Source organism: Geofilum rhodophaeum, from assembly GCF_002210225.1.
Classification (GTDB): Bacteria; Bacteroidota; Bacteroidia; order Bacteroidales; family Marinilabiliaceae; genus Geofilum; species Geofilum rhodophaeum.
The window spans coordinates 39,204-65,572 of sequence record NZ_MWUJ01000012.1; the positions used below are offsets into that span (position 1 = coordinate 39,204).

Annotated in this window: 27 protein-coding genes and 1 tRNA gene; 13 read left to right on the forward strand and 15 right to left on the reverse strand. The window is 50.6% G+C overall.

The features are described from left to right. Window positions 1–4 precede the first annotated feature (4 nt). The gene (locus B4W65_RS11535) at window positions 5–445 is read right to left on the reverse strand and encodes an SPOR domain-containing protein (RefSeq protein ID WP_088655320.1); all 441 of its coding nucleotides are present in this window, start codon (window positions 443–445) and stop codon (window positions 5–7) included. A gap of 86 nt (window positions 446–531) precedes the next feature. After that, window positions 532–1,371, reverse strand: a complete 840-nt coding sequence (locus B4W65_RS11540; RefSeq protein ID WP_088655321.1) for a universal stress protein — start codon at window positions 1,369–1,371, stop codon at window positions 532–534. Between the two features lie 101 nt (window positions 1,372–1,472). Here B4W65_RS11540 and B4W65_RS11545 point away from each other — a divergent pair, with 101 nt between their 5' ends. Next, window positions 1,473–1,832 (forward strand): carboxymuconolactone decarboxylase family protein, encoded by a 360-nt coding sequence (locus B4W65_RS11545; protein ID WP_088655322.1) that lies wholly within the window; start codon window positions 1,473–1,475, stop codon window positions 1,830–1,832. A 65-nt stretch (window positions 1,833–1,897) separates the two neighbouring features. Continuing rightward, window positions 1,898–3,046, forward strand: a complete 1,149-nt coding sequence (locus tag B4W65_RS11550; protein WP_088655323.1) for a 1-acyl-sn-glycerol-3-phosphate acyltransferase — start codon at window positions 1,898–1,900, stop codon at window positions 3,044–3,046. A 75-nt stretch (window positions 3,047–3,121) separates the two neighbouring features. Here the strand turns inward: B4W65_RS11550 and aspS are convergent, their stop codons facing one another. Then, window positions 3,122–4,882, reverse strand: coding sequence for an aspartate--tRNA ligase (gene aspS / locus B4W65_RS11555; protein WP_088655324.1), 1,761 nt, complete (start codon window positions 4,880–4,882; stop codon window positions 3,122–3,124). Between the two features lie 158 nt (window positions 4,883–5,040). Here aspS and B4W65_RS11560 point away from each other — a divergent pair, with 158 nt between their 5' ends. Genes B4W65_RS11560 through B4W65_RS11570 form a run of 3 tightly spaced genes read left to right on the forward strand, consistent with a single transcriptional unit; the run spans window position 5,041 to window position 6,963 of the window. Further along, entirely contained in the window at window positions 5,041–5,487 is a 447-nt protein-coding gene (locus B4W65_RS11560; protein WP_088655325.1) for a nucleoside deaminase, read from the forward strand. Between the two features lie 13 nt (window positions 5,488–5,500). Next, complete coding sequence (locus B4W65_RS11565; RefSeq protein ID WP_088655326.1) at window positions 5,501–6,280, forward strand: 4Fe-4S binding protein; 780 nt, start codon at window positions 5,501–5,503, stop codon at window positions 6,278–6,280. 17 nt (window positions 6,281–6,297) lie between these two features. Further along, entirely contained in the window at window positions 6,298–6,963 is a 666-nt protein-coding gene (locus B4W65_RS11570) for an NAD(P)H-binding protein (RefSeq protein ID WP_088655327.1), read from the forward strand. A 9-nt stretch (window positions 6,964–6,972) separates the two neighbouring features. Here the strand turns inward: B4W65_RS11570 and pelA are convergent, their stop codons facing one another. After that, the gene (gene pelA, locus B4W65_RS11575) at window positions 6,973–8,064 is read right to left on the reverse strand and encodes a pectate lyase (protein WP_158522842.1); all 1,092 of its coding nucleotides are present in this window, start codon (window positions 8,062–8,064) and stop codon (window positions 6,973–6,975) included. A gap of 307 nt (window positions 8,065–8,371) precedes the next feature. On the opposite strand from pelA, the gene B4W65_RS11585 reads away from it, so the two are divergent. The 5 genes from B4W65_RS11585 (at window position 8,372) to B4W65_RS11605 (ending at window position 12,920) form a co-directional block, all read left to right on the forward strand. Beyond that, window positions 8,372–9,358 carry an alpha/beta hydrolase gene (locus B4W65_RS11585; protein WP_088655330.1) on the forward strand — a complete coding sequence of 329 codons (987 nt, stop codon included), beginning with the start codon at window positions 8,372–8,374 and terminating at the stop codon, window positions 9,356–9,358. Window positions 9,359–9,397: 39 nt separating this feature from the next. Then, window positions 9,398–10,000: a YhgN family NAAT transporter gene (locus B4W65_RS11590; RefSeq protein WP_088655331.1), complete on the forward strand. Its 603-nt coding sequence runs from the start codon at window positions 9,398–9,400 to the stop codon at window positions 9,998–10,000. A 55-nt stretch (window positions 10,001–10,055) separates the two neighbouring features. Then, window positions 10,056–12,206 (forward strand): HRDC domain-containing protein, encoded by a 2,151-nt coding sequence (locus B4W65_RS11595; protein WP_088655332.1) that lies wholly within the window; start codon window positions 10,056–10,058, stop codon window positions 12,204–12,206. 111 nt (window positions 12,207–12,317) lie between these two features. Beyond that, window positions 12,318–12,680, forward strand: a complete 363-nt coding sequence (locus B4W65_RS11600; RefSeq protein WP_088655333.1) for a hypothetical protein — start codon at window positions 12,318–12,320, stop codon at window positions 12,678–12,680. Between the two features lie 30 nt (window positions 12,681–12,710). Further along, entirely contained in the window at window positions 12,711–12,920 is a 210-nt protein-coding gene (locus B4W65_RS11605; RefSeq protein WP_088655334.1) for a hypothetical protein, read from the forward strand. Between the two features lie 381 nt (window positions 12,921–13,301). Here the strand turns inward: B4W65_RS11605 and B4W65_RS17605 are convergent, their stop codons facing one another. After that, window positions 13,302–13,448: a hypothetical protein gene (locus B4W65_RS17605; protein ID WP_240509567.1), complete on the reverse strand. Its 147-nt coding sequence runs from the start codon at window positions 13,446–13,448 to the stop codon at window positions 13,302–13,304. A 381-nt stretch (window positions 13,449–13,829) separates the two neighbouring features. Here B4W65_RS17605 and B4W65_RS17725 point away from each other — a divergent pair, with 381 nt between their 5' ends. Further along, window positions 13,830–15,131: a sensor histidine kinase gene (locus B4W65_RS17725; RefSeq protein ID WP_449404138.1), complete on the forward strand. Its 1,302-nt coding sequence runs from the start codon at window positions 13,830–13,832 to the stop codon at window positions 15,129–15,131. Here B4W65_RS17725 and B4W65_RS11615 read toward each other — a convergent pair. From B4W65_RS11615 to B4W65_RS11625, 3 genes are all read right to left on the reverse strand, one after another. Then, window positions 15,106–18,186 carry an AAA family ATPase gene (locus tag B4W65_RS11615; RefSeq protein WP_088655336.1) on the reverse strand — a complete coding sequence of 1,027 codons (3,081 nt, stop codon included), beginning with the start codon at window positions 18,184–18,186 and terminating at the stop codon, window positions 15,106–15,108. The genes B4W65_RS17725 and B4W65_RS11615 overlap by 26 nt on opposite strands. After that, window positions 18,183–19,403: a metallophosphoesterase family protein gene (locus B4W65_RS11620; RefSeq protein ID WP_088655337.1), complete on the reverse strand. Its 1,221-nt coding sequence runs from the start codon at window positions 19,401–19,403 to the stop codon at window positions 18,183–18,185. Before B4W65_RS11620 ends, B4W65_RS11615 begins: the two co-directional genes overlap by 4 nt. A gap of 150 nt (window positions 19,404–19,553) precedes the next feature. Beyond that, window positions 19,554–19,802, reverse strand: a complete 249-nt coding sequence (locus B4W65_RS11625; RefSeq protein ID WP_088655338.1) for a hypothetical protein — start codon at window positions 19,800–19,802, stop codon at window positions 19,554–19,556. Between the two features lie 167 nt (window positions 19,803–19,969). Between B4W65_RS11625 and B4W65_RS11630 the strand changes: the two genes are divergently transcribed. Further along, window positions 19,970–20,629, forward strand: a complete 660-nt coding sequence (locus B4W65_RS11630) for an HAD family hydrolase (protein ID WP_088655339.1) — start codon at window positions 19,970–19,972, stop codon at window positions 20,627–20,629. A gap of 132 nt (window positions 20,630–20,761) precedes the next feature. On the opposite strand, the gene B4W65_RS11635 is transcribed toward B4W65_RS11630, so the two are convergent. The 7 genes from B4W65_RS11635 to B4W65_RS11665 form a co-directional block, all read right to left on the reverse strand. Next, entirely contained in the window at window positions 20,762–21,232 is a 471-nt protein-coding gene (locus B4W65_RS11635) for an SDR family NAD(P)-dependent oxidoreductase (RefSeq protein ID WP_205741263.1), read from the reverse strand. A 44-nt stretch (window positions 21,233–21,276) separates the two neighbouring features. Continuing rightward, window positions 21,277–22,872, reverse strand: a complete 1,596-nt coding sequence (locus B4W65_RS11640) for a MutS-related protein (RefSeq protein ID WP_088655340.1) — start codon at window positions 22,870–22,872, stop codon at window positions 21,277–21,279. A gap of 37 nt (window positions 22,873–22,909) precedes the next feature. Then, the gene (locus tag B4W65_RS17390) at window positions 22,910–23,071 is read right to left on the reverse strand and encodes a hypothetical protein (RefSeq protein WP_169713478.1); all 162 of its coding nucleotides are present in this window, start codon (window positions 23,069–23,071) and stop codon (window positions 22,910–22,912) included. Window positions 23,072–23,179: 108 nt separating this feature from the next. Beyond that, window positions 23,180–23,515, reverse strand: coding sequence for a HepT-like ribonuclease domain-containing protein (locus B4W65_RS11650; RefSeq protein WP_088655341.1), 336 nt, complete (start codon window positions 23,513–23,515; stop codon window positions 23,180–23,182). Next, window positions 23,487–23,810 (reverse strand): nucleotidyltransferase domain-containing protein, encoded by a 324-nt coding sequence (locus tag B4W65_RS11655; protein ID WP_088655342.1) that lies wholly within the window; start codon window positions 23,808–23,810, stop codon window positions 23,487–23,489. The genes B4W65_RS11650 and B4W65_RS11655 overlap by 29 nt, the downstream gene beginning before the upstream one ends. 158 nt (window positions 23,811–23,968) lie before the next feature. Further along, complete coding sequence (locus B4W65_RS11660; protein ID WP_088655399.1) at window positions 23,969–24,217, reverse strand: GIY-YIG nuclease family protein; 249 nt, start codon at window positions 24,215–24,217, stop codon at window positions 23,969–23,971. Window positions 24,218–24,282: 65 nt separating this feature from the next. Then, a tRNA-Lys gene (locus tag B4W65_RS11665) sits at window positions 24,283–24,358 on the reverse strand. Between the two features lie 453 nt (window positions 24,359–24,811). On the opposite strand from B4W65_RS11665, the gene amrB reads away from it, so the two are divergent. Continuing rightward, window positions 24,812–26,239, forward strand: a complete 1,428-nt coding sequence (gene amrB / locus B4W65_RS11670) for an AmmeMemoRadiSam system protein B (protein WP_088655343.1) — start codon at window positions 24,812–24,814, stop codon at window positions 26,237–26,239. The last annotated feature ends 130 nt before the right edge of the window (window positions 26,240–26,369 follow it).

A 26,369-nucleotide genomic window follows, 5' to 3' on the forward strand; every position in this document is an offset into this window, starting at 1 on the left:
TTGGCTAAAATTCTCTTAAGGGTATGGATGCATCCCGTACAATGTAACAGGACGGAAAACTGTCTTTCAACTTCCGAAGCAAGGGCAGAGCCTCATGCTTATGCCGAAAACTACCTACACGCACCCGCATAAAAGGGGCATTGTACTCTACAAAAACATTTTCTTCGGGGAACAAACCCAGGAGCTTGCTACGGACTTCCTGTGCCTCCTGCTTGGAATTATTGCCGGTGCCGGAGTACAACTGGATGCGATAGCCCTCCACCCCCGAGGCACTTCGATTACTCTGCAGGTAATCTTTCATCATACGCTCCAGACTGGGCGCCTGACGAATGCTTACCTGCCCCTCACCGGTGCTGCGCGACTGAACCCGCTCAAACACATCGGTCTGCGCCTCCAACACAAGGCTGCCAAAGACCCAAAGAACTACAAAAATAAGCTTTCCCATCTGCTGGTGATTTAATCCCCTAAGGCATTGTTTGAACTGCAAAAATAAGCAATTTAACCGGATTAAACACAAGCCTGCCGCATTAACTATTCCTCCTCGGGCACCACCAATATGGGCAGGTCCGACCGGTTCAACAACTCATTGGCAAAGGGATAAAAAATGCTTTCAAAAGGGTTTACGGTACGTCGCACCGGCAGCGCAATCACGGTAGCCTTGCTTTGATGTGCGTAATCGAGCAACTCCTGGGGCCCCTCAGAGCCATCCACCATAACGGCTTCATAGGGCAAAAAGGCGCGTTTCTTGAGAAAACGCTCCACCTGCATTACATAGGCCGCCACCCTACCCGGTAAGGCCCAGCGAGAACGCTTGGTGATGCCGGCCACCAGCAGCGAGGCCTTCATTACCTTGGCAAAGCCTGCCACGGTAGGGACAATTTTACGACTTACTTTCTCGGTATCGATGGGCAAGAGAATCTTAGGTTCCGTACCAATTTGCATTTGCTTACGAACGGCCAGCACCGGACAGGGCGCGTTAGACACCAGGCGATAGGCATTACTCCCCACCCAGCGGTCCTCAAAGCCTGAAACCCCGTGTGTGCCAATCACAATCAACAGGGAATCGTCGTAATGTGCCTGATTCTTAATCTCCCGAACTACATTCCCCTCACGAAACTTGAAATCCACCTCGCCCTGATCCACCTGATAAGCCACCTTGGCTCTGGTCGTTAAAAACTCCGCATAGGCCGTATCTTTATCGTCGATAATAAAATGCGGATTGTCTTTGGCAAATTCGGGGTGGTATTGCTTACCTGTACGTACGTGCATAAGACGTAACTTGGCATTAAATGCATTGGCCACCTGGACAGCCACATCTACGGCAAACACAGAATCTTCGGAAAAGTCTACGGGCACTAAAATTCGTTTCATGGCTAAGAGATTAAGTTTTTCTCAATTTTTACGGCCAAGGCTAAAAAAAGTTATGAAAGCGCTAACTTTAGGCTCTAATTTAGCAATAAATCCGATATCAAATGCCAAACGCCTTACAAGAATTCCGGGATTACCGTGCCAAAATGAATGAGCGCCTGCTGGGGGCCGACAACCTGGTGATCAAACGTTTATTCAATCTCGACACCAACACTTATGCCGAAGGGGCACTGAGTTCGCGTACCAAGGAGATGCTGGGCCTGGTGGCTTCCATGGTGCTGCGCTGCGACGATTGCATCAAATACCACCTCGAAAAATGCTTCGAGCAAAAGGTAAGCACGCCCGAAATGCTGGAGATTTTTTCGGTGGCCAACATCGTTGGCGGAACCATTGTAATACCCCATACCCGTCGCGCCATCGAATACTGGGACCTGCTGCAAGCGGGTGGAGAACAAGCCGGATAAAACCGGCAAAATTTCCATAACTTAATAGTTTAACGTAATTTTGCAGCAAACCATCAAAAAACGTAATGGTACAAGCACAAGCTATGGATTTTGAATCCATCCGTCCCTACGAGGACCATGAGATTCAAACAGTTTTCTCGCGTCTTAAGGGCGAAACCGCATTTCTAAGACTGCTCGGATTTCTGTACCCCCAAGTACCTCCCACCCAATTTATGGAGCGCCTGATGCACATGAGCTCCGTACGCCAGTTTCAGGAAGAAGTCATTTCGGCCTACGTCAAACAGGTGATCCAAAACACCACCGACGGCGTAAGTGTCGAGGGACTCGATAAGCTCAATCCCAACGAAGCCTATCTGTTCCTCTCCAACCACCGCGACATTGTGCTGGACCCGGCTATTTTAAATGTGTTGCTCGTCGAAAACGGCTTCAATACCACCGAAATTGCCATTGGCGACAACTTGCTGATTTTCCCCTGGATAACCGACCTGGTAAAACTCAACCGCACCTTCATTGTCAAGCGCAACCTTCCGGTAAAGCAAATGATGGAAAGTTCGCGTCAACTTTCGAACTACATTCGACACACGCTTACGCACAAAAAGCACAGCGTTTGGATTGCGCAACGCGAAGGGCGCTCCAAGGACGGCAACGACCGCACGCAAATCAGTCTCCTGAAAATGCTCAACATCAGCGGGCAAGACAGCATTACCAACAACTTCAAGGAACTGAAACTGGTTCCGGTTTCCATTTCCTATGAGTTGGATCCCTGCGATTACCTCAAAGCCCGGGAATTTCAGATGAAACGCGACCAGCCCGACTATCAAAAGACCAAGGACGATGATCTGATGCATATGGCAACGGGACTGCGCGGCAGAAAGGGCCGGGTGCACATTGCTTTTGGTCAACCCCTTAAGCAGGAGCTGAATCCCATCGAGGCCCTTACGGTAAAAAACGATCAGTTTTCGACCCTTGCCGAGATTGTGGACAAGCACGTGCACCAGAACTATAAGTTGTGGCCCTCGAACTACATCGCCTGGGACCTCCTGCACCAAAGCAAGGATTATACCGGGGAATATACCGAAGCAGACAAAAAGGACTTTTTGGCCTATATTGAAGAGCACATCGGTCGGATTCCCGACTGCGATCGCGATTTCATCTTTTCCACGCTAATGGAAATGTATGCCAATCCGCTGGTCAACCAGCTCTCCTACCAATAGGATCAAACAACCTACGTTCAAAACAAAAAACGCGGCCCCGGGGCCGCGTTTTTTTATCCACACTTAAGTGCTGTCTTATTTTTCTTTACGCACATCCAGCTTAAGCGCCAATTCTTCGAGCTGCTCCAAATGAATGGGCGAAGGGGAATCGATCATCACATCGCGTGCCGCATTATTCTTAGGGAAGGCGATCACATCACGAATGGAATCCAGTCCCGCCATCAAAGAAGCCCAGCGATCGAAACCAAAGGCAATACCGCCGTGCGGAGGTGCCCCGTACTGAAAGGCCGACATCAAGAAGCCAAACTGCGCCTGGGCATCGGCATCACTGAAACCCAGCACCTCAAACATTTTCTTTTGCAACTGATCGTTGTGGATACGAATAGAGCCTCCGCCCAGTTCCACGCCGTTAATCACCAAGTCGTAGGCATCGGCCCGCACCTTACCCGGATCGCTGTTCAGCAAATCCATATCGGCCTTAACCGGCGAAGTAAAAGGGTGGTGCATGGCGTAAAAGCGACGACTGTCGTCGTCCCACTCCAACAGCGGAAAATCGACCACCCAAAGGGGGGCAAAAACATTCTTATCGCGCAAGCCCATCCGTGAACCCATCTCCAGACGCAGCTCGCTGAGGGCATTCAAAGTCTTAGACTCGCCACCGGCCAACACCAGCATCAAATCGCCCGGCTTGGCACCCATGCGTTCGGCCCACAACTGCAACTGAGCAGCATCGTAAAACTTATCCACCGACGACTTAAAAGTCCCGTCGGCATTATACTTCACATACACCAAACCCTGGGCACCGACTTGTGGACGCTTTACAAAATCGGTCAGCTTGTCCAAATCCTTACGCGAGTATTCTGCCTGACCCTCTGCGCAAATACCACCAACGTATTCCGCCTCATCAAAGACCTTGAAACCCTTGTTCTGCACCAGGTCGGTCAGCACCTTAAAAGTCATCCCAAAACGAATATCCGGCTTGTCCGACCCATAAAGACGAATGGCATCGGCATAGCTCATACGCGGAAAGTCCTCCTGCATGTCCACCCCGCGAATCACCTTAAACAAATGCTTGGTGAGTCCCTCAAAAGTCGTCAGAATGTCCTCCCGCTCCACAAAGGCCATTTCGCAATCAATCTGCGTGAACTCCGGCTGACGGTCGGCCCGCAAATCTTCATCCCTGAAACACTTTACGATTTGAAAATAACGGTCGTACCCGGCCACCATCAAAAGCTGCTTAAAGACCTGGGGCGACTGCGGCAAGGCATAAAACTGTCCGGGATGCACCCGTGAAGGCACCACAAAGTCGCGTGCCCCTTCCGGGGTCGATTTTATCAAGACCGGGGTTTCCACATCCAAAAAGCCCTTGTCGTTGAGGTAATTTCTTATTTCGATGCCCATCTGGTGGCGCAACTCCAGGTTGCGGCGCACCGGATTCCGTCGCAAATCCAGATAGCGGTATTTCATGCGCAACTCTTCTCCGCCATCGGTCTCGTCCTCAATGGTAAAAGGAGGCAGGGCCGACTTGTTCAGCACCGTCAACTGCTCCAGAATCAGCTCGATATCTCCTGTGGGGATTTTGGTATTTTTACTGCTGCGCTCGGCCACTGCGCCCACTACCTGAATCACAAACTCACGTCCCAACTCACGGGCCTGCCTGCCCAATTCCGCTTGTTTTTCGGTATCAATAGCCAATTGCGTTATGCCATAACGGTCGCGCAAATCAATAAAAGTCATGCCGCCCAAATCGCGCACGCGCTGCACCCAACCGCTCAGGGTTACTTTGGCGCCTACGTCCGAAATTCTTAACTCACCACAGGTATGCGTTCTGTACATCGTCTTGTATTTTTAAAGCGAAAGAAGGGTCGGCAAAATTGTCTATGACAAATGCTTTCCCTATTATTGAAAAATCTTTGCGAAAATAGGAAGAAAAACAAAGAAAGCATACGAATTACGTCAAGAGTTTCATCCAATATAAAACACAGCACATCCCTATGAGTCCCATCGATTTCAGCGACGAGTACTTTATGAAACAGGCGCTTAAAGAGGCACAGGCCGCCTTCGACAAGGACGAGGTGCCGGTGGGTGCCCTGGTGGTCAGTCAGGGCCGCATCATTGCCAGGGCCCACAACCTGACCGAGACCCTGGGCGATGTAACGGCCCACGCCGAAATGCTGGCCATCACCTCTGCCGCGGAAACCCTGGGCGGAAAGTACCTCAACAACTGCACCCTTTATGTAACGCTGGAACCCTGCACCATGTGCGCCGGCGCCCTCAACTGGGCACAAATCGGCCGCATTGTTATTGGGGCGCCCGACGAGCGACGCGGCTTCAGTCGCCACAGCCCCTCTCCCCTGCACCCCAAAACAGAAGTCGTCACCGGCATACTGTCGGGCGACTGCAGTCGGCTGGTCAAGACCTTTTTTCAGCGCAAGCGCTAAAGTTTATTTCAAAATGAAAACACAAAAGCTACAAAAAGTATTCTTTTCGCCCACAGGTGGAACCCTCAAGATTTTAAATCAGGTGTCTGAGGGCCTCCTTACGCCCTCGGACTCCGACCTGGATCTGACTCTGAGAACACCCGACAGCTGGCAGGCAACACCCAATACTCTCTGCCTTATTGGTATGCCGGTTTATTCCGGCCGACTGCCCCAGTTGGCCAGGCAACGTTTTCAAAAAATAAATGGCGCAGGCCAATGGGCCGTTATCCTGGTTACCTACGGCAACAGGGCCTACGACGATGCCCTCATCGAATTGTACGACGCAGCAACGGATGCCGGGTTTAAGGTGTTGGGCGCAGCGGCTTTTGTGGCCGAACACAGCTACTCCACCGCGCTGCAACCCATTGCATCAGGACGCCCCAGTACGGACGATCAAGAAAAAGCCAGGCAATTTGGCGCCGCCTTACGCAAAAAACTGGAAGTCCCCACCCCGCTTCCATCGGTGCCCGGACACCGCCCCTATAAGTCGCTGAAAGCAGCCCCTGCGCAATGCCCCGAGACACTGAACGATCGTTGCACCCTTTGCGGCACCTGCGTGGATGTCTGTCCCACTTCGGCCATTCACATAGGCCAAGGCATTCAAACACAAGCCGAGCTGTGCATTTTTTGTTGCGCCTGCATTAAAAGTTGTCCCCAGCAAGCACGCATATTTACCAGCCCGGCCATCCAGGCCACCAGCGACCGACTTTTTGCTGCTTGCAAGGAACCCTTACAACCCGAATATTTTTTGTAAAAAACAAACCGACCGCTATGGTAAAGGACAAAAAAAGCGCCTTGCTTGCCGGTGCTACCGGACTGGTGGGCAATCAACTGTTGCAACTCTTGTTGCAGAACGATGGCTACCACACCATTTGGGTGTCGGGCCGACGGGCGCCCGAGGCAAAAGACGAAAGGGTGAAGTTTATTGCCTCCGATTTCAGTGACTTCAGTGCCTTTCCGAAAGAGGGAGCCACCGAAGTGTTCTGCACCCTGGGCACCACCATTAAAAAAGCCGGCTCGCAGGAAAAGTTCAGGGCTGTTGATTTTGAAGCAGTAGTTAACCTGGGCCGCTGGGCGGCTCAAACGGGAACGGCTCACTTTGTGGTGATCAGCTCCATTGGTGCCCAGCCCAAAGCCCGTAACTTTTACCTGCGGACTAAGGGACAAATGGAACAGGTACTGAAAACCTGCGGTCTGCAAAACCTGAGCATCGTGCGTCCCGCTCTTTTACTGGGGACACGCAGCGAGTTTCGACTCGGCGAAAAACTGGGCGAATGGCTGATGCAGCCCCTGCGTTTTTTACTGGTTGGCCCCCTTAAAAAATACCGCCCCATAAAAGCTGCCCAGGTGGCACGGGCCATGCTGCACCTGGCCCAAAACCGGATCGGCGATACCTTTATTGTAGAAAATCAGGAGTTGCACACAACGGGAAATTAAAAAGTGGGGTTAAAGCCCCACTTTTTTTCTCCATTCCGGGTAGCGTTTCAGCACCGCGGCAGGCTTATCGGTGTACCAGGCATAACCGGCTCGTCGCTCACGGCCAATTTCCTCCAAGCTCCATTTTTTAATACCGTCCCTATCGCAGAAGAAAGGCTGCTTGGTTTCCAAATCACAAAAACGCCCCCATAGTGGCGTCGCACCTTTTTTGTGCACAACTCTTCTATCCGGATCGCCGTGCTCATCCTCAAACCATTCCAGTGCGATATCGTTCTGTTTATTGGCCTCAAACCATGCAACTGCCCCTTCAACTGCCCTTATCACCGCCTTCGATGGCGTTTCCATCTCCATCAACAAAAGTGCAATGCCGGCCGACTCGGCCCCACTGAACGAGGGCAACTCATAAGCCCTTGCTTTGACCGGCTCAAGAGTATCCTTATGGTGCTGAGCACACCAAACCGTAGGCACACCCTCCACAACAATTTGTGTAGCCAAAATACAGGCGATTCCAGCATCGAAAGCTTGCTGCGCCCTATCCAAACGCTTTTCGTCCAATTTCAAAGACAAAAAATCATCCTCCCCTGGCAAGGCACGCAACAACTCCAGCACATTCACCATGGCATTGTCGTTGTAGGTAATGTGTTCGGAATAGTGCCCGGGATTTCTAGGGGGATAAAACTGTGGCCAGCCGCCATTGTCGTATTGCGCTTCCAACAAATAATCAAGCCCCCGAACAAAGGCCTCGCGCAGGGCCTCTCCTCCCTGATTTTTATACACCCGGGCTAAGAAACGCATTTCCAAAACAGTAGCTCCATTATCGATGGTGGCACCCGGCTCATCTCTGCGCGCCGCCACTGCCGCACTTTGCACAGCAGTCAAGGGTCGGTGATAGGGCTCATTCTTTACCCAGCCGCCGGCCGTCTGCTGACAAAAAACAACTTGTTGCGCCACCTCCATAGCCGCCTCCGAAGCGTACCATTCGGCAGGCATCCGGGTAGCCACCTCGCTCCACCGCTTTTTTAAAAAAGCAGCATCCTGCGCGCTCAATTCCAATGGCCAACAGACCAAAGTCACCAACAATCCAAAAATCATTCTTTTCATATCCGTCCTCATTTATCCTGCTTTATTCATAAGTTGTCGTTATGAGATGCTCAAACACCAATAAATATGGACAACCGCAAAGAAAATGGACGCAGGGAATAATAGATTATTTTCAAATCCATTTTATTGAGGACGTCCGTATTTAGCAGGTAGTTGGGCATCGTAATAGACAATTTATGAATAATGCAGGTTATATTATTTACAGTCCGATAAGTAAAATTAGTCATTTGAAACTTACGCCCTGCAAAACAGAACATTTTTCTACCTTTAAAGCAGAAACCCAACAGGCCAAACACATCTCTCATCTATGACCAAAAGAAAGCTCCTTCTGTTTTTACCCGCAATACTGGTTCTGGTTTATGTTGCCGGACCCAAACCCGAAAGGCCCGACTTTCACCAGGTGCTGCCCGACGTGCCGGAAGCACCTGCCGAGGTGGAGGACTGGCTGCAGCAGCGCGAAGCCGCCCTGCCGGTGAAGGCCGACAACCAGGCCCACATTGTATGGGCCCGCGACAGTCTCCCCCAAAAGACCGAGTATGTAGTGCTCTACCTCCATGGCTTTGGTGCCAGCAGGCGCGAGGGGGCCCCCGCCCACCTGCACCTGGCCCGACAGCTCCAGGCCAATTTATTGCTGGGCAGATTGGAGGGGCATGGACTCAGCGACACACTGCCGCTGCAGAACTTTAATGCTCAAAACTACTACGACAGCGCCCTGGAGCACTACGCCCTGGCCAAAAAGCTGGGCCACAAAGTGGTCATTATGGGCAGTTCTACCGGTGGCACCCTTGCCCTGCTGCTGGCAGCAGTCTTTCCGGAGGTGGAGGCCCTGGTACTGCTCTCACCCAACATTCGCATCAAGGACCCCATGGCCGGACTCCTGAACCAACCCTGGGGCTACCAGCTGGGCCGACTGGCTACCGGCAGCGAGGTAATGAGCTCGCAACATCCGGCCGACTGGTATCCACTTTACTGGTATCCCCGCTACAGTCTGCGTGCCGTAGTCGAGATGCAACAACTCCTGGCCACCGGCATGCGCCCCAAAGTCTTTGCCCGCGTGCAGCAACCCCTACTGCTGTTGTACTATTACCGTAACAAAGCCAAACAAGACCCCGTGGTGCGGGTAGATGCCATGTTGCGCATGTTTCAGCAAGTGGGCACCCCGGCAAAGCACAAATGGGCCCTGGCCCTGCCCGAGGCAGGCGACCACGTGGTGGGCTGCGACTTACGCAGCGGCGCCCTGCCCCAGGTAGAGGAGGCGATCAACAACTTTTCCCTTGAACTGAAAGATTTGTAACAGTTTTTTTACCTTTGTGCGCAAACAAACCCCACAGCTATGAACGAAGTTGCCAGTTCCCTACTGTCGGCCGCTACCATGTTGTTCCTCCTCATCGATCCCTTGGGCAACATTCCGGCCATGTTGGCCATACTTAAGGACACCGACCCCAAACGCCAACGGATGATTATTGCCCGCGAGCTGCTCATTGCCCTGGCCATTCTCATCCTCTTCCTCTATGCCGGCAAACCCGTTCTCAGCTTTTTGCAGTTGGGCGAAGAAGCCGTCACCATCAGTGGCGGCATCATACTCCTGATCATCGGCATCCGCCTCATCTTCCCCCAGGAGTCGGGGGTTATGGGCGAAACCCCGGGCGGCGAACCCTTTTTGGTCCCCATTGCCGTACCCATGATTGCCGGTCCCTCCATCATGGCCATGCTCATTTTAATGACCCAGAGTCAACCCGGCCGTATGACACACTGGCTCCTGGCCCTGCTCATTGCCTGGGCCGCCTCGGCCCTCATCTTTTTGGCCGCCCCCTTTTTGCTGCGGATTTTAAAGGAACGGGGACTCGCAGCCATGGAGCGCCTGATGGGCATGATTCTCCTCATGATGGCCGTTCAGATGCTCCTCAACGGCTTTAAAGAAATCTTTGCCTGGTAAGTCCCCCCAATTTTTTTTAACTTGCGGGGACAAACATCCCTGACCCCCGTTTGCAATGACCACACCAAGCACTGAAAAAAATACCGACACCTCACGCCTGGAACTGGCCCGCCGCTTTGTAAGCGACACCGGACGCAACCTCTTTTTAACCGGCAAGGCCGGCACAGGCAAAACCACCTTTCTGCGCCAGCTGCAGCAAAGCTGTCCCAAACGCATGGCCATAGTAGCCCCCACCGGCATCGCCGCCATCAATGCCGGCGGCGTAACCATCCACTCCTTTTTTCAACTGCCTTTTGGTCCCCAGGTGCCCAACCACTACCTGCCCGCCGAAGAACAGGGACCGCCCCCCTCCTTCCGCTTTGGCCGACCCAAAATCAACCTCATCCGCAGTCTCGACCTCCTCATCATCGACGAAATAAGCATGGTGCGTGCCGACCTCCTAGATGCCATTGACGGGGTACTGCGCCGCTTTCGAAACCGCGACCTGCCCTTTGGCGGCGTACAGCTGCTCATGATCGGCGACCTGCAACAGCTGGCACCCGTGGTGCGTGAGCAGGACTGGGCCCTGCTGGGCAAATACTACAAAGGCCCCTTCTTCTTTCAAAGCAAAGTACTGGAGCAGCATCCGCCCGAGACCATCGAGCTCGACCACATTTTCAGACAAAGCGATCAGCTCTTCATCGACGTACTCAACCAAATAAGGGAAAACCGGCTCAGCAAAGAAGGGCTGGCCCTTTTGCAGGAACGCTATCGGTCCGACTTTAAGCCCGGTCCCGGTTACATTACCCTCTGTACCCACAACCGCCAGGCCGACCACATCAACCAGCAGCACCTCGATGCCCTGCCCGGCCGGGCCCTCACCTTCAAAGCCAGCATCGAAGGCGACTTTCCCCCGTCCAGCTTTCCCAACGACGAAAAGCTCGTCCTCAAAAAAGGCGCCCAGGTCATGTTCATAAAAAACGACCCCAGTCCCCAAAAGCGCTACTACAACGGCAAAATTGGCAGCATCACCGAAATCGGTCCGCTCAGCATAAGCGTGCGCTGCAGCCATCCCGACGAAGTAATAGAAGTAGAACGCGCCCAGTGGCACAACTACAAATACCAACTCAATGAAAGCAGCAACCAAATAGACGAAGAACTCATCGGCAGCTACACCCAAATGCCCCTGAAAACCGCCTGGGCCATCACCATCCACAAAAGTCAGGGCCTGACCTTTGAACATGCCGTCATCGATGCCCGCTCGGCCTTTACCCACGGACAGGTTTATGTTGCCCTCAGTCGCTGCCGCTCCCTGGAGGGACTCGTGCTCAGCACCCCCATCGACCCCGCCGCCATCATCACCGATCGCTCCGTAGACCATTTTATTCAAAGCGCCGCCGAAAACCTGCCGGGACCCGACCGCATCCTGCAATTTCAACGCGAATACGAGCAACAACTCCTCCTCGAACTCTTCGGCTTTGGTCAGCTCGACCGCCAACTGAGTCGCCTCCATTTCGAAATTACCCGCCACCAAAGCGTGGTTTTCGGCACCCTCAGCGATGTATTGAACGAAGCCCTGCTGAATGTAAGAGAAAGCCTGTTGCCCGTAGCCCTGAAATTCGAAAAGCAATTGCGTCAACTGTTGTCGCTGCCGCTGGCGGCAGCCGACCATCCCCAACTGCAGGAACGCATCCGCAAAGCCGCCCCCTGGTTTTTACAGCAAATACAACAAAGCCTGAAGCCCCTGCTTAAGGAAGCCGAGTTTGAGACCGACAACAAAGAACTCCGAAAAAACATAAAAGTCCGCCTCGAGACCATTGCCCGGCAGACCGACATTCACCTGCACACCCTGCAGGCCGCCCAAAAAGGCTTCAGTGCCCCCGCCTATCTGGCAGCACGCTCGGCCGCCACCCTTCAAAAACAAATGGAGCAACTCAAAACCACAGGCGGCAAAAAAACAACAGGCACCACCGGCAAAATACAGAGTTCCCAACCCGAGCTCTACCAGCGCCTAAAAACCTGGCGCGACAATCAGGCCGACGAATTTAACCTGCCGCATTATATGATTGTGCAGACCAAAACCATGCTTGAGCTGGTCGACAAAATGCCCGAAACCACCAAAGAATTGCAGAGAATAAAAGGCCTGGGCAAACAAAAGATCGCCCGCTTTGGCAGCGAAATCCTCGAAATCATAGCCACCTACCGCAGCGACCTTAAACTCAAATAAAGCCCTTTGGTCAAAAAAAAAGCGCCCTCTATCACTTTTTTCCCTTCGATAAGCCCTACTGTTAAAATTTATCTACTAAATTTAACGCTCTAACTTTTAACACCTTTCCGTATGGCGCATCTTACCATCTATGTGAAACGAAGCAAGGGTCAACTCCAGTACCGCGACTCCGAAGGCAACACCGGCGACACCATCACCAGTCACGCCAAGCACGACGAAAAAATCATCTGGAAACTCGACAAATGCTCCGGCATCTCTGAAATCACCGGCATTCAACTCAAAGGCGATCTCAGCATCCTCAACGGCACGCCCCGCAAAGTGGACTTCAACCAATGGGAAGTGTACACCTCCGGCAAAGCCGAAGGCGAACTGAGCTACTCCATCGAGTTCGAAAAATGCAAGGGCATGAAGGACGAGGAAGTGGAGAGTCAGGAGTTGAAGGGACCAAGGCCGCCAGCTCTAAGAATCCCTTAAATTTTTCCACCACTCACATAATTTAACAAAATGAAAAAACTAACACTAACCAAATTAGGTGCCGGACTGCTGTTCTGCGCCCTATGTTTAGGCACTTTTTTCGCCTGCGAAAAAAATGAATTGGAAATGATTGATGACATTGAATTGGAAGATGCCGCGACAGAGGATAATACAGATATTTCCATCGAAACAGAGGATCTGCGTGGGGACACCAATCCACCATTAATTAGGGTACCATAATCCTTTCAAAAAAGGACTTTAAAATACGAACAAAAACCGATTTTTTATTCAAATTAGAAATATGAAGAAACAAACTTTAACCAAAGTAGGTGCCGGACTGCTGTTCTGCGCCCTATGCCTAGGCGCTTTTTTCGCATTCTAGTTTTTGCATAATAAAAAAGGAAGTACCACCCAATGCGGGTGGCTTCCTTTCAACCCGCCCCCACGCACCCATGGAGTATATATTCATCTCAACCTTCAGCTATGCGGCGGCTCCTCTTTCTTATTATCGGACTACTTTTTATTAGTAGTCCCACTCATTCCCGCTCACGTTCTGTGGCCGACAGTTGCTTGCATATCCTCAACACAAATCCCAAGCTTTCTTCTCTCGAGAAATGTGATCTACTCCTGACCACCATCCACAACCTCAATTATGAGGACAATTTCATCAGTCTGACCAATCTGTTGATTAAAGAAGCGGCAAAGGCGGGATCCAATTACCACCTTTTCTACGGCTACTACGAACAAGGGCAATATCACAATCTTCATTCCGGTAAAACACAGGAAGGACTAAAGTTTCTTTTTAAAAGTTTGGAAATTGCCACAACCAATCAACTAACTCTGGAAAAAGGTTTTGCCTCATATATGATTGGGAGAGCATTTAGTTTTTCTAAAAATTACACAAATTCACTGAAGTTTTTACATGCATCCGAAGTGCATTTTTCTTCGGTTTCAGCCCTACAATACCTTGCAAGTGCACATCTGGAGATGGCAAACACTTATTTTTATATGAATAACCTTGACTCTGCATTAATACTATATCAAAAATCTAAAAAATACTACGAAACTACAGACAATCAAATTGCCCTAGCATACATTCAGGGTAGTTTGGGTAATGTGCATTTTAAACAGAACAAGCCAAAACTGGCCATGAAAGAATTATCCCAGGCAATCAACATATTAGAGGAATTACATGATTATAAAGCACTTACCCCATACTACATTTACGCATCCGAAATTGAACTCCTTGACAACAGAAAAACTCCTGCTCTTAATTATTCCCAAAAAGCCCTTCAAACAGCCAGCAAACTCAACAACCCCGAAAATAAAAAAGACGCCTACGAGCAACTGATGAAAGTCTACGCAGCCATGGGTGACTACGAACAGGCCTACGACTATCAAAACAAGTACCTGAATTTGCGCGACAGTCTCATTAACATGGAAACGGTGACGCAAATGGCCAACATGCGGGCCGATTTTGAAATTGAGCAGAAGGAGGTGGAGGTGCAACAGATGGCTGCTTCCAAAAAAATGATGGCCCGTATTGCGGCCATTACGGTGGGGAGCCTGTTGCTCGTGGGTATTTTGCTGCTGATGGTTTACCGGGATGCGCATCGGAAAAAGGTGTTGAACAAGGCGCTGCTTCAAAAACAAGAGGCCCTGCGGCAAAGCAAGCAGGAGTTGGAGGCGGCCATCGGCTCCAAGGACCGCTTGTTTTCGATCATATCGCACGACTTAAGGGGACCGGTGGGTACGCTGGGGGGCTTGTCGAACTTGTTGCACGAGCTTTTGAACGAAGGCAAGGTAAAGGAGGCGGGTGAGCTGAACGCTTCCATTACCCACACCATCCGGCAAATTGAATTTTTGCTGAACAACCTGCTGCATTGGAGCATTCGTCAGCAGGACATTTACCAGCCGCACATCGAGCGTTTCGATTTGCTGGCTTTGACCCAAAATGTTATTCAGGTTTACGAACAAACGGCACAGATAAAAAACATTTCGCTGGCGCTGGAATCGCCGCTTTCGAAGCTGGAAGTTGAGGCCGACAGCAACAGCTGGGGCATCATCATCCGCAACCTGATCAACAACGCGCTTAAGTTTACGCATCCCGGTGGCTTTGTGGTGGTGCGCTTGTCGGTGAAGGACCAGGAGGTGGTACTGGAGGTGATAGACAACGGGGTGGGCATGGATCCGGGTCAGCTCAGCAGCTTGTTCAGCATCAGCGGGGCGCAGCCGGGGTGGGGCACCAAAAATGAGAAGGGACAGGGCCTGGGCCTTGCGCTGATTCACCAATTTGTAGGTCTGCACAAGGGACGCATTGCGGTCAGCAGCAAACCCCAAAAAGGCGCACATTTCAAGGTCAGCATACCGACCCGGGTCAGCGAACAAGTAACGGAGCCGAAGAGTACCGCAAAAGCACAGACCGCTAAGTTGTCCAGCTGGAACGAATGATGCTGCCCTGCTCCTGGTGGTTCTCCACACGCAAATGCACTTCTACTTCCTGCTGCATTTCCTCCACATGAGAAATCAACCCCACCGTGCGATTCTCCTGGCGCAGGGCCTTTAAGGTATCGAAGACCACGGCCAGGGCTTCCTTGTCGAGCGAGCCAAAACCTTCATCCAAAAAGAAGAAGTTCTGATTCGATCGGGTAATGTGCTGAATGTTGTCGGCCAGGGCCAGGGCCAGGCACAGCGCGGCCTGAAAAGTTTGTCCCCCCGACAGGGTTTTTACACTACGCACCTTACCGCCGTTCAAAAAGTCGCGTACCTCAAAGTTGTTGTCTGGGGTGAGTTCGAGACTCAGTTGCTGACGGGTCAAATGAAAGAAACGCTCGTTGGCGGCGGCACAGAGGTTCTGCAAATACACCGAGGAGATGTAGGAAACAAAACCGCTGCCGTTGAACAGTTGCTTGAGGGTGCCCAAATGCTCGGCCCTTTCCCTCAGCTTTTCGGCCTGCTGCAGCAGTTTCTTTTGACTGCTTAGTGCCTCGCGCAGCTTGCGCAGCGCTTCGTTCAGGCGCCCTTCTTCCTTATGCTGCTGCTCCAATTCCGCCCGAGCGGCCTTCAGTTGCTCCTGCAAGGCCTGGTGTACTTCGGGCTGATAAGTTCTTTGTCCCAACTCCTGCTCCAGACTTTTCAAACTGTGCTCCTCTTTTTTCCAGTCCTCCCAAAAAGTGGTAAGTCTGGCCTTTTCGGCAGAGATGTCGAGACCCAGGGCAAGGACCTGTCGGACTTCCCCGAGGTCGGCGAAGAGACTGTCGGCCACCTGACGGAGTAAGGCTTCCCGACGCTGGGCCAGTTCCTTTTCCAGCTCCTGCAAATGCCGACGATCGGCGGCGGTTTGCCCTTTTAAGGCAGCGCTTTCCTGCTGCTGGGCATGAAGGGCGGCAGTCTTTCGCTGGTGCTCCTGCTCCAGACGCTGGTATTCCTTCATCAAACGCTCCTGCTCGACCTTCAACTCGGTCTCACTCAGCCGGGCGGTCCCTTCCTCGCTCTCCTGTTTCAATTGGGCACGGAGATGCACCAGGGTGGCGGTCTCGCCGGCCAGGGCCTGTTTTATCTTCTCTACTTCGCTGCGGTAGCGTTCCTTGTCTCTATTGCCTTGCTCCAACTGCTTCTGCAGCTGCTCCTGAAGGTGCTCCTTCTGACGCAGCTCCTTATCGGCCTGCTGCACCTGCACCAAGGCCTTTTCTACTGCCGCAGCCTCCTTCCACTGGGGCCACTTAAAGGCTTTTTGCTCTGCTTCCATTTGCGCTTGCAGGTCCTTCTGCCGCTGCTGCACTTCTTCCTGTGCTTTAAGGGCGTGGCGCAGGCGACTTTCCAGTTCCACCAACTCGGCACTAAGGACTTCGATGGTACGCTGCTCCTTTTCAAGACTAAGTTGCTCCTGTTCCAAGCGCTGCAACCTTTCGCCGGCCTCGGTAGCACTGTAGCGATGGGGGTGGCTCTCAGCCCCGCAAAGGGGACAGGGCGTACCGTCCTGCAAATGCTCGGAGAAGGTCTGCAACTGGGCCTGCAGTCGTTGTTCCTCCCCCTGTTTCTGCAGCGCTTTTAAGCGGCTTTGTATCTTTTCCTTTTGTTGGACAAGGTGGGTACGCAGTCCGGCGACATCTGCCGTTCCCTGATAATCTGCAAACAGGGGTTTACGCTGCAGGGTCTGCAGGTGGACTTCCTCCCGACTGTGTTCTGCTTTCTTCTGTTTCAACTGTTCGGCCACGCCCTCCAGGTCTTTCTGGAGACTGCCTTGCTGCCGGTGCCATTGCTGTGCCTGGGAAAGCTGCAGCAGATCGGGCCGGACCTCCTTCATTTGCTTGATGGCCGTATCGAGTGCGGTCTTTTCTTCTTGCCGGCGCTGCCACTGTAACTCGACTTCCTGAACGACTTTCTCGCCCTTTTGCAGGCGTTCCTTTTGTTGCTGACTGCGCAAGGTGGACTGCCGAATGCCTTGGAGGACTTCCAAATCTGCGGCCTTTAGTTTCATATGCTCGCGCTGTTCGTAGGCGGGCTTCAATTTTTCCAGCTCGGCAGTCAGGCGGGCTTCCTGCTCCCGGGTCTTCTGCAACTTTTGTTCCAGCTGGCGCAGGGCGACTTGTTGTTTTTCGAGACTTTGCTGCCCTTGCTGCACTTGTTCGAGGGGAAAGGCAAACTGGTTTTTGCAGATTTCGTAGCGGTCGAGTTCCTTCTGGCGCTGCTCCATTTGAGGGCGCTGCTTTTCTTTTTCGGTCAGCTGGGTGCGGGCTTTTTGCAGGGCGGCACTCAAACGCTGTAGCTCGCGCAGGCTGGCCTCTTCCTGTTCCCATTTTTGCAATCTGCTTTGTAATTGTGTCGTTTTCTCCTGGACGACTTTCAGTTGGGTTTCCTGCTCTTTCAGCACTTCCGGATTGACCTGCTCGAGCTGCTGCAACTGTCCCTCTACGTTCTGGAGTTCTGCCTGGGTGCGGGCCAACAGGGTGGCGGTGGGTCTAAACAGCTCGAAGCGCTGCAAATGAAAAAGCTCCTTCATCATTTGCGTGCGGTCCCTGGTGCCCAGTTGCAAAAACTCCTGAAAGCGCCCCTGGGGAATGATGATGGTGCGCTTGAAGTTTTCGTAGCTGAGTCCGACAGCGGCTTCCAACTCATCGAGACCGATGGCCTGCCACGCTCCTGCTGTTTTGCGAAAGGCCCGACGATCGGGCGTGTTTACTTCTTCGAAGCGGCGCCGGTTGCGTTTGGCCTGCACCAAGGCCCGGTAGGGTGTTTGGTCGGGTCCGCTTTCAAATTCGAAGTCGATGAGCAGCTCGTCGCTCTTCAAATTCATCATGTTGTAGTAGCGGTTGTCGCCCGCCTGATTCAGCCGGTCGGTCCGCCCATAAAGGGCAAAGGTGAGGGCTTCGAGCACGGAGGATTTCCCGCTGCCTACGGCCCCAAATATGCCGAAGAGTCCGGCCCCACACAAGGTCCGAAAGTCAATTTCCTGCTTTTTTTGATAGGAATACAGGCCTTCCAAAATCAGTTTTACGGGTATCATTGCTTGTCCTCCGCCAATATCTCGTTCAACAATGCCAGCAACTCGGGACTTGCGTCCTGCCCTTTGCGGTGCTTAAAATAATCTCTGAACAGCTCGGGCAGGTCTTTGGTGGGATCGATGCGGGGACTGGTTTCTAAAGTCTCCTGGTCCTTATCCTTCACTTCGGGAATGAGGGCTACGATGCCCGGGTGCCATTGGTTGAGCTGCCGCCGATCGGCGGCAGTCAGGAAGCTTTCGCTGACCAGGGTGAGTTCGACCAGTGCCTCGGGATGGGCGCTCAGCCACTCCCGTGCGGCTTCCATCCCTTCCACTCGCCGGCGCAAAAGCGGCCGTCCACTTTTCAGTTCCAGGGCCTGCACCAGGACTTCCGCCCCGGGTTCTGCCTCTACCAGGAGGGCATATTTTTGTTGGCCGGCTTCGGAAAAACTGTAGGAGAGCAGACTGCCGCTGTACCAGGTGGGAACGCCGTGGCGACCGACTTGGTGCATGCGGTGAAGGTGACCCAGGGCGGCGTATTGCACCTGGGGCGGAATGTTTTCGGTATAAATGGCCTGCGCGCCTCCGACATGCAGAATGGGTTTTTCGTCCAGGGGCTCATCGGGCAGCGGAGTGCCTTTTTCTACGACAAAGAGGTGACTCAACAGGATGTTGACCCCGGCAGCATCGCAGTATTGGTCGACCAGTCCGGCCCAATGGGCTTGCAGCACTTGGCGAAGCTCTTCCTCTTGCTGCTGGCCCAAATAGGTCTTTAAGCGGTATTCGTTGGCGTAGGGGGTGAGCAGCAGGCGAAGGGGGGCGGACTGCCGGGGCAGGCGCAGCTCTAAAAAGCCGGGGGCACTCTGGAGGACTTCCAAACCGCTGTCGAGTTTAAAGGGCTGGGGCTGCGAATGGGGATAGCCGGCGAAAACGATGCCACACTCCCGGGCTAAGGGGTCGGGGGCCTCAATGCGGTCGGGCGAATCGTGGTTGCCCGCAATGGCTATGACGGGCCGGCGTCCGTCGCCGCTCAGCTTTTTCAGGGACTTATAAAACAATTCGACCGCCTCGGCGGGCGGATTAAAAGTATCGAACAAATCGCCGGCGACCAGCACGGCGTCTACATCGTGTGCTTCAACCAGACCAATAAGTTCTTCCAAGACCGCTTGCTGCTCCTCCAAACGTGAATAGTCGTCGAGCCGCTTCCCAAGGTGCCAGTCTCCCGTATGCAATAACCTCATCTGCAAAACTTTTTACATCCAACTCAGGCGGGACAACCCTCAGTCGTCCGCCAATTCAGCTTTAAAGATAGCACAAAACTACGGCCGAGGGGCGACAAAAAACGGCACAGCTGCAATGATGCAACTGTGCCGTTTCTATAAAGGGGATAGTTAAGCTTGTTGGTGTGGTGCCAGATGATAGTGTACGCCAATTTCTTGCAGCGACAGGGTGCTGTTGGGCAGGAGTTCTCCGGGACAGCAGCCGTAATACTCTTTAGCCATATAGCGCTTGCAGGCGGAGTATTTCTCATACCCGGCCTCGCAATACAAACGGCGGTACGACTTGGCCGTGATTTCTTTGCCGGCCAAAACACCATTAAAAATGGGGCATTTTTCGTGATTGGGACAGGTCATTTCCATAAGACTTGTTTTATTAATCCGAAGCTAAAAATAGACAACTAATGAGAATATGCTCAAAATAATTGACCGAGACCCGAAAACTTTTGACCAACAGCGACATCTCGTCGAATAAGGATTTTTAGCATTAGGAACTGCGGCCTCAGCGAAAGCTTTAGTAAATTTGCGGCATGAAATTTCAACTCGCCATTTTTGACTTAGACGGCACCTTGCTCGACTCGGTGGCAGACATTGCATCCAGCACCAATTATGCCCTGCAACATTTGGGTTTTCCCACGCACCCGGTTGCGGCCTACAAAAACTTTGTGGGCAATGGCATTGCCAAGCTCTTTGAGCGGGCCTTGCCTGAGCAGCACCGAAATACTGAAAATACAGCGCGGATGCGCCCGCTCTTCAAGGCCTGGTACGCCGACCACATGACCGAAGACACCCGCCCTTTTGAGGGACTCCCGGAGCTGCTGCGCGATTTGCACCGGAAAGGCATTAAGCTGGCCGTGGCTTCCAACAAATACCACGAGGCCACTTGTGCCTTGGTGACCCACTTTTTTCCGGAGCTGCCCTTTGTGGCTGTACTGGGCCATCGCGAGGGATACGCCCCCAAGCCCGACCCTTCGATTGTTAACGAAATTTTAGCGCTCAGCAAAGTGGCTGCCCGGGACACCCTCTACATTGGAGATTCCGGGGTAGATATGCAAACGGCGCTGAACAGCGGCACCACAGCATGCGGCGTAAGCTGGGGCTTACGCCCCCGCAGCGAACTCGAGAGTTTCCAACCTCAATTTCTGGTCGACACCATCGACCAGCTTCGGGAGGTGCTGGTGAACGAATAGGCCTCAGATACAGTGAGCTCGACCTACAATGGCGTCTGCTCCAAGGGCTCACTACCTGGTAAAACCGCCTTCGGAATGAATAATCTATCCGGTAATCCATTGGGCTTTTTCGCTGGCCAAAAATGCAATAAGTCATGCTGTGTCACGTGGCGTCCCCACCCTTCCCATCGGAGATTTACTGAGAATTAACGCGGTCAAATCTTCGTCCATCCAACCGGTGTCGGTTGGACCGGGGTTAACCGCTATGATCGTAATTCCCTTTTTTGCAATTTCCTGAGAGATGGTTTTTGTTAGGGTTTCAACTGCAGCCTTTGTAAGGGCATAAACTATTTCCTGGCTCATCTCCCCCAACGATTGACCCGAAGTCAAATTGATAATTCTTCCGCCCTCCCTATACTTAAATCTCCTAATAAACTCCATCGTCAGCATGGTGGTTCCCTTAAGGTTGACTGCATAATGTCGGTCCAGCTCATCCGCCGACAGATCGAATTCCATACGCTCACAACCGACGCCCAGTCGAACAATTTCCTCTTGAATTTGCTTGGGCTCGTCAGGTGCAACCTCCCAGGGCATTTGTCGGTCGCAGGGGGCTGGTTTCGTCATAATAAAATCAGACAAACCCTCAAATCCACTACTTGTGGCATAATTTAAAGCGTTTTAACCAGAGCATTATCATCCATTTTTTTGGAAATATCCATTGCTTCATCAATCAAATCCGATGGATAATCATTAATCTGGAGAATTCGAATGGCATTTCTACTTGCTAGTTTGCCTTTCTTTAATCTATAATCAAAATCGACCTTGCGGTCAATAACAACCTCGCTGAAATGGTATAAGTCATATTCATCGGTCAACATCTCTGTTAATTCAAGATCGTGGGTTGAAACAAAAACCCGATTTCCATTTTTTGAAAGTTTTGATAGCACCGCTTTACCGGCCGAAATCCGCTCAATGGTATTGGTCCCTTTAAACAACTCATCCAATAAAAATAAGCATGGCGCTCCCAGAGAACTGCTGTCAATCATTTCTTTGATGGTCAACACTTCTTCAAAATAGTAGCTTTTATCATTCATCAAATCATCACTGATTCTGATGGCTGAGTGGATCCGTAATCTGGGTATTGATATGGCCTCTGCAAAACAGGTGTTAATGGTCAACCCGGTAATCACATTTATTCCTATAGCGCGAATAAATGTGGTTTTACCTGACATATTGGAACCGGTCAATAAAACTGATTTATCAGAAACAGTGATAGAATTAGGAACACAATTAGATATTAATGGATGATAAACCTTCTGTGCGGAGAATTCCGAATCACCAATTTCTGGCAGACAATACATCGCCACCCCTTTCCTAAGCGAGGCGATGGAAATCAACAAGTCAATTTCTCCAACGAAACGGAAAACCCTTTCTATTTCTTTTCTCTTTGAATCCAATCGCTTTAATACACCGAATAAAAGCAGGGGCTCTAATAAAAAGGTGATTTTCAGCAACTCCAGAATGCCCCACAATACAGCTTCCGCGTCTCCTTGAATCCGGGCCTCCAGCCGAAAAAAAGACATTCTGTTTCGCACCTGATTAATCATTCGAATAGCTATTGGCAGCTCTGGATCTATAGGCTGGAACAATTCCTCTTTGAAAAGATGCTGAGCGATACTATTTAGTTGCAAAAGCTGCGGGATGGAACCAACATATCGATACAGATTTTTTTTATTCCAATAATGAATGCCCATATTCAGGAGCATTACACCAAGAAAAACCAAAAACAACTGAGGATAGAGGGGCAGCATTAATAGGGATAACAAACCAGCGGCTGAAAGTAAATAGACAAGAAAGAACCATCTTGGGGGCTTTTGATGCTCTTCCTGAAATAGCGATGCGATATAATACGCATCACCTTTATCAAGTTTCTTAAGAAGCAACTGAGTCTTGATTCTGAGGTCAATATCGGTTGTCAGTCTCTCAACTAAGTGTTCTTTTTGATCTATTCTGACCAAGGCATTAGGGATGACTCTTAGGTGATTGTACAGATATTGTTGCCCTACTTTTGAGCATGTTTTATCGAGAAACATGAACAATTCTTCAAAATCAATATCGTGGCAAGTTTTGTCAGAAAGAACTTGAAATGAATCAGAATTTTCCTTGTTCAGAAAATATCTCTCTATCAAATCGAATTGGAATCCTTCACGCTTAACCTGCCCAAAGGATGCTTTTAATTGCTCAACGACTTTTCTCTTTCGCATTAGGGTGGTATTTGTTGCAAACACGGACTCCCAACTTTCAAAAGTCCCTTTTTAGATAAACCATATCAACCAGTTGTACATCCCCTTCAAACATTGGGTGGTCGTAATTATCGGTAAAGAAATCTTCCTGCTCATCGGCCAACAACAATAAGTCAAGAAACCGTTTCTTGTCATTTGCGATTTTTTCAATTCGAACCATGGCAGGGGTGATTTATAAAATAAGACTTCACTTAATACATAGGAATAATCGCTGGGTTCCCGAAAAGCGGGACAAGTCGTGCCGACCTCGAATATTTCTATATATTTTTTAGTAATCTAAAAGGGAGTTAATTTCTTGCTGAAGTTGCCCAAGGTCTCTTGTCACAATGGCCCAGATTATATCCTCGGATACGGAGTCATAGCCATGAATTATTCGGTTACGAGTATCAACAATTTTTCGAGCATGGCTTATTTGTATCTCAGGGTCAAATTGCAATATCCTATTTACCGCTTCCCCAATTATTTCGATGTTTCTTTCAATAGCTTTTCTTGTTTTCAAATCTTTCCGGAACTCGAAGAAATTTCTTGTTTCGGGCAGAAAGCTCTCAATTTCTTCAATTGACTGCTTTATGTCTTCAAGCCAGGTTTGGATTTCTTTCTGCATAGATCTGAATTTTGGTTCTTTCAATTTCGCTCTTCAGGTATTTGTTTCTAATTGCCTTTTGTTCTAACAGGTCGATTTCTCTCCTTAGAATTTCCTTTAGTTGAAACTTCAGGTTAAAGTACTTATCAGCATAAGATACAGGATCATTATCATCAATGTCTACCAATAAATCGATATCGCTGTCGGAATTAAAGCTGTCATTCGTTACAGAGCCAAATGCAAACAGAGCTCGGACTTTGTTTATTTCACAAAGCCTGTTGATCTGCTCAATATGTTGATCTATTATTTTCATCATAAACCAAAAATACAACTTTTTTCAGTATAATGCTTTAGAGGGAAATTGGCTTCTCTTATTTTTGCATTCGCTGCAATACAAATATTTCGATCACAAACTGCAGTTTTCTTAACCAACCTCCTGCACTCCATAAAAAATTGCTTAGGTAGACCAAAAGATTAACACCCAGAGGAGATCAATGCTTCAATATAAGTACGGGATTTTTGTGCTTTTATAAACTGCTCACGGGAGTAGGCGGCAGATTTTTCAAGAAAGACTTCGGAATAGCACAATTCCCAGGGAATACCTCTATCGGTAAACTTTCCTTTGGGGCGATTATGCTCTGACAATCGGCGTTCTAAATCATTGGTATAGCCAACATAGTAGCGGTCAACACGCTGACTGTATAAGATGTAAACGGTGTACATTTCAGCAGGCAGGATTTGGGTTAAGGGCAAAAAAAAAGAGACCATCGCTTTGATGATCTCTTTGGTGGTGACTCAGCTGGGGTTCGAACCCAGGACCCCATCCTTAAAAGGGATGTGCTCTACCAACTGAGCTACTGAGTCATCCTATTGTACTTTCCGTACCTTTGTACGTTTAATTCTTTCTGTGAGGACCCAGGACCACTCCCGCAAGGCGGGATGCTCTACCAACTGAGCTACTGAGTCATCCTATTGTACTTTCCGTACCTTTGTACGTTTAATTCTTTCTGTGAGGACCCAGGACCACTCCCGCAAGGCGGGATGCTCTACCAACTGAGCTACTGAGTCATCCTATTTACGCGGCTTTTCGCGTGTTTGCCTGAGTGGTGTGTTTTCCTCTCAAATGCGTTGCAAAAATAGGGGCTTATTTTTAAACCTGCAACAAAACAAAACTAAAAAAATGACTTTTTTTCTTTCTCCCTGCCTCCTTTCAGAGATAACCGGATAAAAACCAGAAAATTGAAGGAATGCATTTTTTTCGCCATTCGCTCCAATATTTTGTACATTTAAGTTTGAACCCCTGAAAAAGGAGGAAAAATGGATGCAATTAGACCACCAGCCGTAGCCGGAATGTTCTACGAAACCAACCCTGCCGCCCTTCAGGAGCAATTACGCGGGCTCTTTGAAGATGCACTGAAACGACAAATACCGGAAGAACGAGACACGCGGGCCATAATTCTACCACACGCAGCTTATGTTTTCAGTGGAAAAGTTGCGGCATCTGGGGTTAAACAGGTTCCAGCTGATGCCAGGTTCTCAACCATCTTTTTAATTGGCGCCAGTCACCGCTACAGTTTTGAGGGAGCGGCACTGTACCGGGGCAAGGGATTTGAAACCCCACTGGGCGTGGTTGAAACAGATCATGAGGTATGTGATCAACTGTTAGAAGCTTCGTCCCTATTCACAGCCAATGAAGATGTGCACGAAAAGGAGCACGGGCTGGAGGTGCAGCTGCCCTTATTGCAACATCACCTAAAACAGTCCTTCAAAATAGTGCCGCTATTGCTTGGTGCCCGCCAGGCGGCCACCTGTCGTGAGCTCGCAAAGGTTTTGCAGCCATGGTTCCATCACGACAACCTTTTTGTAGTGAGTACCGACTTCTCGCACTATCCGGATGATGTGAGCGCGCGAAGAATAGATGCCGCCACCACAGGGGCTATTCTAAGCAAACAGCCTACGCAACTGCTTAGCACCTTACAGCAGAACCAACACGACTGTAACAACCGACTGGGGACTTCGCTGTGTGGCTGGCCTGCTGTTCTTACACTCATGTACATGTGCGAGCACAACGACGATTGTCGGTTTCATCAAATACTCTATGAAAACTCGGGGGACTCCCCACTGGGCGACAAGAAAAAAGTGGTGGGTTACGACGCCATTGCCGTCAGCAGCTCGCCAAAATTGTCCTTTCAGCTGAACCAAAAAGAAAAAGATTTACTGCTAGAAGTAGCCAGAGAGAGCATAGCATCCATTTTCAGCAGTCGAAAAAGGCCTTTGGATCCCGCCGACCTCCCTATGGTGCTTAAAGTCCACACCGGCGCCTTTGTTTCCATCTATCGAAAAGGACACCTGGCCGGTTGCATTGGACATATTGGTCAGGATGAACCCCTGTGGCAGGTGGTTCAGCGGGTGGCCAGGGCTGCGGCAACCGAAGACACGCGCTTTAGCCCCTTGGAGCACCACGAACAGAGGGACATTCGAATAGAAATATCGGTACTTACGCCTGCGCATAAAATCGAAGACATAGGCGAAATTGAACCTGGAAGGCATGGAATTATTATTAAACAGGGCGACCGACAGGGCACATTCTTGCCGCAAGTAGCGGCGCGCATGAATTGGAACGCCCTGGAAATGTTGGAGCATTGCGCTCGTGACAAGGCCAAAATTGGGAAAGATGGCTGGAAGGATGCGGAACTGTACATATACGAAGCCTTGGTTTTCGCCAGTGCGCCGGAAAAAGAATGACGGCATGCCTCACGATGCGCTATGTCACCTGTCTCCCACTCCGCTTACACTCATCCGAACGGCCCTTACTCTGGCCCATCAAAACAGCCTCCGCTTTGTTTATCCTGGTAATGTGCCCCCATCCTTTTAA

Coding starts and splice junctions, on each gene's coding strand:
- B4W65_RS11560 (WP_088655325.1), top strand. CDS start 5,041: ATGAGTCCCATCGATTTCAGCGACGAGTACTTTATGAAACAGGCGCTT.
- B4W65_RS11545 (WP_088655322.1), top strand. CDS start 1,473: ATGCCAAACGCCTTACAAGAATTCCGGGATTACCGTGCCAAAATGAAT.
- B4W65_RS11590 (WP_088655331.1), top strand. CDS start 9,398: ATGAACGAAGTTGCCAGTTCCCTACTGTCGGCCGCTACCATGTTGTTC.
- B4W65_RS11550 (WP_088655323.1), top strand. CDS start 1,898: ATGGTACAAGCACAAGCTATGGATTTTGAATCCATCCGTCCCTACGAG.
- B4W65_RS11630 (WP_088655339.1), top strand. CDS start 19,970: ATGAAATTTCAACTCGCCATTTTTGACTTAGACGGCACCTTGCTCGAC.
- B4W65_RS11600 (WP_088655333.1), top strand. CDS start 12,318: ATGGCGCATCTTACCATCTATGTGAAACGAAGCAAGGGTCAACTCCAG.
- B4W65_RS11635 (WP_205741263.1), bottom strand. CDS start 21,232: ATGACGAAACCAGCCCCCTGCGACCGACAAATGCCCTGGGAGGTTGCA.
- B4W65_RS17605 (WP_240509567.1), bottom strand. CDS start 13,448: ATGAAGATTGTGATATTGCCCTTGTTCGTAGTAGCCGTAGAAAAGGTG.
- pelA (WP_158522842.1), bottom strand. CDS start 8,064: ATGAAAAGAATGATTTTTGGATTGTTGGTGACTTTGGTCTGTTGGCCA.
- B4W65_RS11565 (WP_088655326.1), top strand. CDS start 5,501: ATGAAAACACAAAAGCTACAAAAAGTATTCTTTTCGCCCACAGGTGGA.
- B4W65_RS11650 (WP_088655341.1), bottom strand. CDS start 23,515: ATGCAGAAAGAAATCCAAACCTGGCTTGAAGACATAAAGCAGTCAATT.
- B4W65_RS11595 (WP_088655332.1), top strand. CDS start 10,056: ATGACCACACCAAGCACTGAAAAAAATACCGACACCTCACGCCTGGAA.
- B4W65_RS17390 (WP_169713478.1), bottom strand. CDS start 23,071: ATGGTTCGAATTGAAAAAATCGCAAATGACAAGAAACGGTTTCTTGAC.
- aspS (WP_088655324.1), bottom strand. CDS start 4,882: ATGTACAGAACGCATACCTGTGGTGAGTTAAGAATTTCGGACGTAGGC.
- B4W65_RS11540 (WP_088655321.1), bottom strand. CDS start 1,371: ATGAAACGAATTTTAGTGCCCGTAGACTTTTCCGAAGATTCTGTGTTT.
- B4W65_RS11640 (WP_088655340.1), bottom strand. CDS start 22,872: ATGCGAAAGAGAAAAGTCGTTGAGCAATTAAAAGCATCCTTTGGGCAG.
- B4W65_RS11660 (WP_088655399.1), bottom strand. CDS start 24,217: ATGTACACCGTTTACATCTTATACAGTCAGCGTGTTGACCGCTACTAT.
- B4W65_RS11655 (WP_088655342.1), bottom strand. CDS start 23,810: ATGATGAAAATAATAGATCAACATATTGAGCAGATCAACAGGCTTTGT.
- B4W65_RS11625 (WP_088655338.1), bottom strand. CDS start 19,802: ATGGAAATGACCTGTCCCAATCACGAAAAATGCCCCATTTTTAATGGT.
- B4W65_RS11570 (WP_088655327.1), top strand. CDS start 6,298: ATGGTAAAGGACAAAAAAAGCGCCTTGCTTGCCGGTGCTACCGGACTG.
- B4W65_RS11620 (WP_088655337.1), bottom strand. CDS start 19,403: ATGAGGTTATTGCATACGGGAGACTGGCACCTTGGGAAGCGGCTCGAC.
- B4W65_RS11585 (WP_088655330.1), top strand. CDS start 8,372: ATGACCAAAAGAAAGCTCCTTCTGTTTTTACCCGCAATACTGGTTCTG.
- B4W65_RS11615 (WP_088655336.1), bottom strand. CDS start 18,186: ATGATACCCGTAAAACTGATTTTGGAAGGCCTGTATTCCTATCAAAAA.
- amrB (WP_088655343.1), top strand. CDS start 24,812: ATGGATGCAATTAGACCACCAGCCGTAGCCGGAATGTTCTACGAAACC.
- B4W65_RS17725 (WP_449404138.1), top strand. CDS start 13,830: ATGAAAGAATTATCCCAGGCAATCAACATATTAGAGGAATTACATGAT.
- B4W65_RS11605 (WP_088655334.1), top strand. CDS start 12,711: ATGAAAAAACTAACACTAACCAAATTAGGTGCCGGACTGCTGTTCTGC.
- B4W65_RS11535 (WP_088655320.1), bottom strand. CDS start 445: ATGGGAAAGCTTATTTTTGTAGTTCTTTGGGTCTTTGGCAGCCTTGTG.